General features: G+C 55.3%; 1 protein-coding gene. It reads left to right on the forward strand.

Going from position 1 to position 8,212, the window contains the following annotated elements; all coding sequences use genetic code 11:
- Nucleotides 1-62: 62 nt before the first annotated feature.
- Nucleotides 63-8,212, forward strand: an 8,150-nt coding sequence (locus tag HZS79_RS09675) for a GLUG motif-containing protein (protein WP_179927733.1), incomplete at its 3' end; no start/stop codon positions are given.

Here is an 8,212-nt window from a genome sequence, read left to right on the forward strand (position 1 = left end):
AAGCCCCCCCCTTGCCAACAAGTCACACTGTTTAACAAACCGTCATTCGCAAGGGGCACGGCATGAACCGGATTTATCGCACCGTTTGGAACGCAGCCAAGGGCCAATGGCAAGTCGCACCAGAGAACGTCAAACGTCGCGGTAAAACGGTATCGCGACGCTCGGGCACTGTTGGTACCGTTGCAAGCCTGGCGGCCGGGAGTCTGCTGCTGTTTCCCTTAAGCGCCTTTGCCAGCGGTTTGCCTTCGGGCGGCGATATACGTGCCGGTAGCGGTAGTATCGAACAGTCTGGCCACACCATGCAGATCAATCAGAACAGTGACCGCATGGCCATTGACTGGGATGACTTCTCCGTGGAGGAAGGCCATCGCGTTGACTTCCATCAACCCGGCCGTGATGCCGCTGCCCTTAACCGCGTCACCGGCGATCAGCTATCGCAGATTCGCGGTGCGATTAATGCCAACGGTCAGGTCTTTCTAGTCAACCCCAACGGCATTGTGTTTAGTGACACCGCCCAGGTCGATGTCGGCGGACTGGTGGCTTCCACTCTGGATATTAGCCCTGAAGACTTCATGGCCGGAGATTTCACTTTCGAAGGCGCCAGCAGCAGCGCGATTATTAATCAGGGCAACATCCGCGCCAGTAATGAAGGCTATGTCGCCCTAATTGCCGCCGAAATCATCAACCGAGGGAATATCAGTGCGCCTCGCGGTGATGTGATGATGGGTGCGGGCAGTCGCGTCACCCTGGACATGGGCGGCCCTATCAAAATTGAGGTCGAAGAAGCGCTACTCGACACTTACATTGAGCAAGGCGGCGCAATACAGGCCGACGGTGGACGCGTTTACCTCACCGCCAAAGCCGCCGGTGACCTGGCCGCCAGCGTGATCAACCACACCGGTGTGACCCAGGCCAGAACCCTTGCGGAAAACGAGCAGGGTGAAATCTGGTTGATGGGCGATATGGACAGCGGCGAAACCCAGGTGGCCGGCACTCTGGATGCCTCGGCGCCTGCTGCGCAGAACCCTGACGGCGGCGACGGCGGCTTTGTGGAAACCAGTGCCGCCAAAGTCAGCATCATGGACGAAGCCACCGTGACCACCCGCGCCGATAACGGCGAGACCGGCGAATGGCTGATTGATCCGCAGGATTACACCGTCGCACCAGCCGGCGGCGATATGACCGGCAACGCCCTGTCCAATAACCTCGCCGATAACAACGTCACCATTGAAAGTGTTAAAGGCGGAGAAGACGGCAACGGCGATATCTTCGTCAACGACGAAGTCACCTGGAGCAGCGGCACTACCCTGACGCTCAATGCCCAGCGGGATATCGAGATCAACCAGGAAATGGATGCCAGCCAGGGCGATGGCGGCAAGCTGGCCTTGGAATATGGGCAGGGCAGCACCAACGGTAAGATTAATGGCGACACAGCCATCTATACCGTTAATGCGCCGGTCAATCTGCAAGCCGGCCAGAACTTCTCGACGCAGCTGGGCAGTGACGGTGATGTGCAGGAATTCACCGTTATTACCGAGCTGGGTGCTGAAAACAATTATGCCGGTGGCACGCTGCAGGCCATTCGTGACAATAACGGCAACTATGCCCTTGGGGCGGATATTGATGCCAGTAGCACGGCGGGCTGGAATAGCGACCAGGGTTGGGCGCCGATCGCCGGTTTTGAAGGCATTTTCGATGGGCTGGGTCATGATCTTTCAGGGCTGACCATCAATCAGCCAGGTGAGACCAGGGTGGCTTTATTTGGCGGCCTTGGTGGTGCAAGCCGGTTCTTGAATATCAATTTAGTCGACGTCAGCATCGATGGCAGATCAGGTGTGGGTAGCCTGATAGGCATCGCGCGGCAGCAGTTTGTTATACGAAATGTTGACCTGTCCGGTAGCGTCACAGCGCAGTCAGATGTAGGCGGGCTGGTTGGCGGTATGCTGATTTCAGGCGACGCCCCGGCGATCATTGAAGATAGCTCTTCTTCCACAGACGTAACGGGGCTGGGTCCGGGCAACCCTATTTCTGATGTAGGTGGCTTCGTCGGTCGTGTAGCGGGGGGCTCTATTATTGTAAGACGCAGCTCATCCAGCGGGACTGTTACTGGTGAAAGTGTCGGTGGATTAATAGGGGCGGGGGGGAGCGGCGAAATAACCGATAGCCATGTAACCGGTAAGGTGACAGGACAGGAATTTGTAGGCGGGCTGGCAGGGCGCTTTTCGGGTTCTATCAATAGAAGCTATGTAACCGGTGACGTTGAAGGCACCCGCAATGTGGGTGGGCTTGTTGGTTTAAACTTCGGAGAAATCGACAGCGCTTATGCCACCGGCGCAGTGAGCGGTAACTCCAACAGCGAGAACGTTGGCGGGCTGGTCGGCCGCAATACGGGCAGTATCAATGATGCCTACGCCACTGGCGCGGTAACCGGTACTGAACGCGTTGGTGGGCTGGTGGGTTTCAACGACAACGCCTCAATCGATAATGCTTACGCGACCGGCGCGGTCAATGGCACTAAAGAGGTTGGCGGGCTGGTCGGTTGGAGCAGCGGGGGCCAGATCAGTAACGTGTCTGCTAGTGGTAATGTCGACGGTGATGAGTTCGTTGGCGGGCTGGTGGGTGGCAAGCTGAATGACGATATCACCAATGCTTACGCTACTGGCGCGGTAACCGGTGAGAATGCTGTTGGTGGTCTGGTAGGGGGAAATTTGGGCGGCATCATCAACGCCTACGCCACAGGCCCGGTAACGGGTGAAAATAATGTTGGCGGCCTGCTGGGGTTCAGTTCGCAAGGCACAACCGAAAACAGCTACGCCATAGGTCAGGTGAGTGGCAATACCAATGTCGGCGGCCTGGTGGGTTCGCTCGGTATCAATGTCACTTTCAATAACAGCTTTTATGCCACCACTGATGTCGATGGCAATGAGATCAATCAGACCAATGACTCGGGGGTGGGCGAAGGAAAAAACCTTGCAGACATGCAAGGCGATAGAACCTTTTCCGGTTGGGATAACTCGGTCTGGGCATTTGGCTCTGGGTCGAATCTGGAAGGTTATGGCGTCTCTTTGCCCTATCTCAGGGATGTAACGCGAGATAGCGACATTCCCGAGGAAACAACGCTTTTTGCTGATGGTTTTGGTACCGACACTGATCCCTATTCCCTTACTGACTGGCACCAGCTGCAGAATATTACCCATAACTCGGATTTGTTGAGCGGCGGTAAATATTACGTGTTGGCCAACGACCTGGATACCAGCACCGAAGGCTATACCGAGTTGGCCAGCGCTAGCGCGAATAACGGCCAAGGCTGGGAGCCAATTAACGACTTTTCAGGGGGGCTTGATGGTCTGGGCCATAACATTTCAGGACTTACCATTGATCGGCCAAGTCAGAACTTTATTGGTTTATTTGGCGGTCCTGGCGCTTCGACCCAGTTTTTGAATATTAATTTAATCGACGTCAAGATTAACGGCCGTGAACTGGTTGGCAGCCTCATAGGCTTTGCTACTGCGCAGGATCTGCTTATACGCAATGTTCACGTATCAGGAATCGTGACGGCAGAGACAGATGTAGGTGGGCTGATTGGCGGATCGTTTGTTCAAGGCGATACGGCAAACATTGAAGATAGCTCCTCCGCCGCAGACGTAACAGGGCCGGTACAGGCCCCGCTAAGTGCTACAGGCGGTTTAGTCGGTCGTGCTGAAAGTCCTATGAACATAAGACGCAGCTTTGCTACCGGGGCAGTTACGGGTGATAGAGCTGGAGGATTAATCGGCTCCATGGATAGCGGAGAAATAACCGATAGTTATGCAATCGGTAATGTGTCAGGTCAGCGAGTTGCTGGTGGGTTGGCAGGGATTGTGCGATCCAGAGTATCAATCAATAGAAGTTATGCGACGGGTGACGTAGAAGGCATTGAGAATGTAGGTGGGCTTGTTGGTCAAAACTTCGGAGAAATCGACAGCACTTATGCCACCGGCGCAGTGAGCGGTAGTACCACCAGTGAAAACGTTGGCGGGCTGGTAGGTGTAATAGGCTCAGGCTCAATTAAAAATGCGTATGCGACTGGCGCGGTAAACGGTGATGACAATGTTGGCGGCTTGGTCGGCTTCAGCTCCAGTACATCTAGCGATAAAAGCATTACGAATAGCTACGCCACAGGTGCGGTAAGCGGCAATAACGATATTGGCGGGTTGCTGGGTAACGTCGGCAATAGCGGCAGCCTTACCGTCACGTCCAGCTACTACGCCATCACGGATGACGACGGCAACCCAATCAACGACATCAATGATTCCGGCGTGGGCGAAGGCGAAACCCTTGCAGCGTTGAGCACCGCCGTCCCCTTTGCTAGTTGGGATGACTCGGTCTGGACCATAGGTGGAGCCAAAATTGAGGGCTACGGCGTGTTCCGCCCCTATTTAACTCTCACCACTCGTGAAGAAGATATCCCGGATAAGACCCTCCTGTTTGACGATGGTTTTGGTACCGACACTGCCCCCTACTCCCTCACTGATTGGCAGCAACTACAGAATATTAACCATAACAGTGATGTATTGAGTGGCGGCTATCACTACGTGCTAGCCAACGACCTGGATACCAGCACCGAAGGCTATACGGCATTGGCCAGTTCAACAGCGAACGAAGGTAAAGGCTGGGAGCCGATTGGTGATTTAAATGCCACTTTCAGCGGTACATTCGATGGTCAAAGTAATACGCTCAGCCAACTTAACATCGACCGACCCGTTCAAAATAATGTTGGCCTGTTTGCCACTACCAATGGCGCGACCATTCGAAATGTGGGACTGAAAGGTGTTAGCGTGAGAGGGGACAGAAACGTCGGTGGGCTGGTGGGGAGCAACGAGTTTAGTTCCGTAGTTAACAGCTATTCTTCCGGCAGCGTAGAGGGCAACATCCGAGTCGGCGGGCTGGTGGGGGACAGTAGTTTTAGTTCCGTGGCCAACAGTTACTCTAGCGGCAGCGTAGAAGGCAACGAAATTAATGCCGGGGGGCTAGTGGGGTTCCATGGTAACTCCTCCGAGGTCAAAAACAGTTACGCCACCGCCAGCGTGATAGGTTCTAAGAACATCGGCGGGCTTGCGGGGTTCAACAGCAGCTCATCTGAAGTTCGCAACAGCTACGCCATTGGCACAGTAAATAAGGGTGAGTCTGATGCCGATAATGAGGGTGGACTCATTGGCTTGAACCAAGGGGATGTCGTCGCCTCTTTCTGGGACACCGAAACTACTGGGCAGAGTAACAGTGCTGGCGGTACAGGCCTTTCCACCGCCGAGATGCAAAACCCTTCCACCTTTACTGATGCCGGTTGGGATGCATCCATCTGGTCCTTTGGTGCCGGTGCAGAATCTGCAGGTTACGGTCTTTCCCGCCCTTATCTCACCAACGTCACCCGCGAAGAGGATATCCCCAGTCAGACAACGCTGTTTGCAGATGGCTTTGGTACTGAAGATCAGCCCTTTACCCTGACCGACTGGCAGCAGTTGCAGAACATCAACCACAACGACGATGTGCTGACCGGTGGTTATTACTATGCACTGGCAAGTAACCTGGATACGAACACCGATGGTTACGCCGAGCTGGCCAGCGAAAATGCCAATGAGGGTGAAGGCTGGGAGCCGATTGGTGGTAACTTCGGTGGTGAGCTATTTACCGGCCATTTTGATGGTAACAACCACACTATCAGTGATTTAACCCTGGAGCGTAATCGTTGGGATTCAGGGCTCTTTGGTGCGGTTACAGACTCGTCCATCACTGACCTGACCCTGCATAATCCTTCAGTCAATGCTTTAGGTTTCTCTTACTACGCAGGTTCACTGGCGGGTCGCATCGACAATACTACTGTGGATAACGTTGCGGTGAATGGCGACCTAGCTAAAGTGTCAAGTTACGTCGACGTTGGCGGGTTAGTGGGGTCAGCCGACAATTCGACCATTACCAACAGTTCTTCTACTGCCGCTGTCACCGGAGACCCGAGTTCCTTCAACGCCGGCGGGCTGGTGGGCAGTACACTCAATACCACCCTGATTGAAAACAGTGCAGCCAGTGGCGATATCAGTGGTGGCGCCCATGTCGGCGGCCTTATCGGTCACCACCGTTCCGGCGGCACCCTGCAAGATGTTGCTTCTTCAGGTGATGTCACCATTGCTGATACTGCCAGTGAAGCCACTCGAGGGTATGCGGGTGGACTGGTTGGCCGTAATGAAGGGGATATTGAAAATGCATCGGCCAGCGGTGATGTTGCCGGGCTTGTTGGAAATACGTTCAACTCGACTGATTACTTGGGCATGGGCAGCTTTACCGGTGATAACGAAGGGGAACTGCGCAATATTCAGGCCAGCGGCAGTGTCACAGCCAGCAATGCCACTGGTAACGAAATTGAGGTAGCCGATGGCTTGCTAGGCCGGAATACCGGGGCTTTATATGATGGCCTAGCGGTCACTACAAATACTGCGCATTGGGTGCAGCATGAAAGCGCTATAGTCCTGGCCGATGAGCCTGGCGAGCCAGCGGACGTTGATAGCACCACGATCAGAAACCGCCTTGACGCCGGCATTAACGTGAATCTGGTGACGACCAGCGATTACAATAAGACGGATACCGATATTGTCTCGCCGAGCACAGTAGATCTAGGCAATACCGCTGAGCATGATGCGGTATTGAACCTTGACGCGGCGAGCGGTATTTCACTGAGCAGCCAACAGGCGCTGCGACTGGGTGAGGTGGCGGCAACCGATGCCATCGATATCGCCACCCAGACGGGGGACTTGACCCTAACAGGTGATATCACCACCGCTGACACCTCAGATCAGGCGCTACTCCTAAGTGCCGGGACAAGTGAGAGCGCAGGCACTTCCAGCGGTGGGGATATAGTCCATCACCAAGGCGACCTCACCACTGGCAGCGGTGGGCGCGTGCTGCTGTATACCGGCAGCTTATCGGGTAGCGAGGCCATCGCAGCGTTAATTGAAACTGGAGATTTCCGCTACAACAGCACCCCCTCCGAGACCAATTTCACGGCACCGCTGAACGCCGAGCGTCATCTAATCTACCGCAAACAGCCCGAGATTCTGGTCAGCGCCGTTGGCAAGACCGTCACCTACGGCGACAGCATCCCGGCGGATTATGACCTCAAAAACACACGCGGCTACGTCAACAGTGACGACGACAGCATTCTGAGTGGCACGCCGCAATGGTCTGTCGATGAAGCGCTCTCCAATGCGGGCTATCAGGAAGCCGGGGAACATCGCATTCACTACACCGATGGCCTCTCGAACGCGCTTGGGTATGCCATCGTCACTAATGAAGAACAAACCGGCGCACTCACTGTTGATCCCCTAGCATTGACCGCCACCGAGATTGCCGAGACAGAATCCATGTACGGCGACGCGCTCGTGCCTGGGGATGTGGCACTGAAGGGGGTGTTGAACGGTGATCAGGCCACGGCCGAAGCCGCAGTGGCGGATGTCAGTCTCAGCACGTCCAATAACGTCAATGCGGGCACTTACGACCAAACCGTCGATACCAACAGCCTGAATGGCGAAGATGCCGCCAATTATGCATTGGCTGAATTTACCCAGCCGAATAGCGCAAAGGTTACACAACGCGCGTTAACTGTCACCGCCAACAGCGCCACCACCACCTATGACGGCACCCAGCAAGACGTCACCGGCTTTACCGCCGAAGGGTTGGTGGCTGACGAGACCGAAGCCGCTCTCAGCAATGTCACCACCTCCGGTGGCAGAGGCACCGATGCTGGGAGTTATTTGCATGAGGCCAGCGGCACGGATAACAACTACGCCCTGACCTTCAAACCGGGCGAGCTGACCATCGACAAGGCCAATGCCACCGTCACTGCCAACAGCGCCACCACCACCTATGATGGCACCAAGCAAAGCATCACCGGATTCACCGCCGAAGGGTTGGTCGCCGGTGAGACCGAAGCCGTTCTCAGCAATGTCACAACCTCCGGTGGCAGCGGCACCGATGCGGGTAGCTATCTCCATGCCATTGACGGTACGGCGAAAAACTACCGTTTAGCCTTTAACGATGGACAGTTAACCATCGACCCGCGCCCGATTACTGTCACTGCCGATGATCAGGAGAAGATCTACGGCGATGACGACCCGGAACTCACCTGGCAAGTCACCGAGGGCAACCTGGTCGGTGACGACAGCCTGGCTGGTGATGTGACTCG

The sequence above is a fragment of the Vreelandella zhaodongensis genome (genome assembly GCF_013415115.1).
Taxonomy (GTDB): Bacteria; Pseudomonadota; Gammaproteobacteria; order Pseudomonadales; family Halomonadaceae; genus Vreelandella; species Vreelandella zhaodongensis.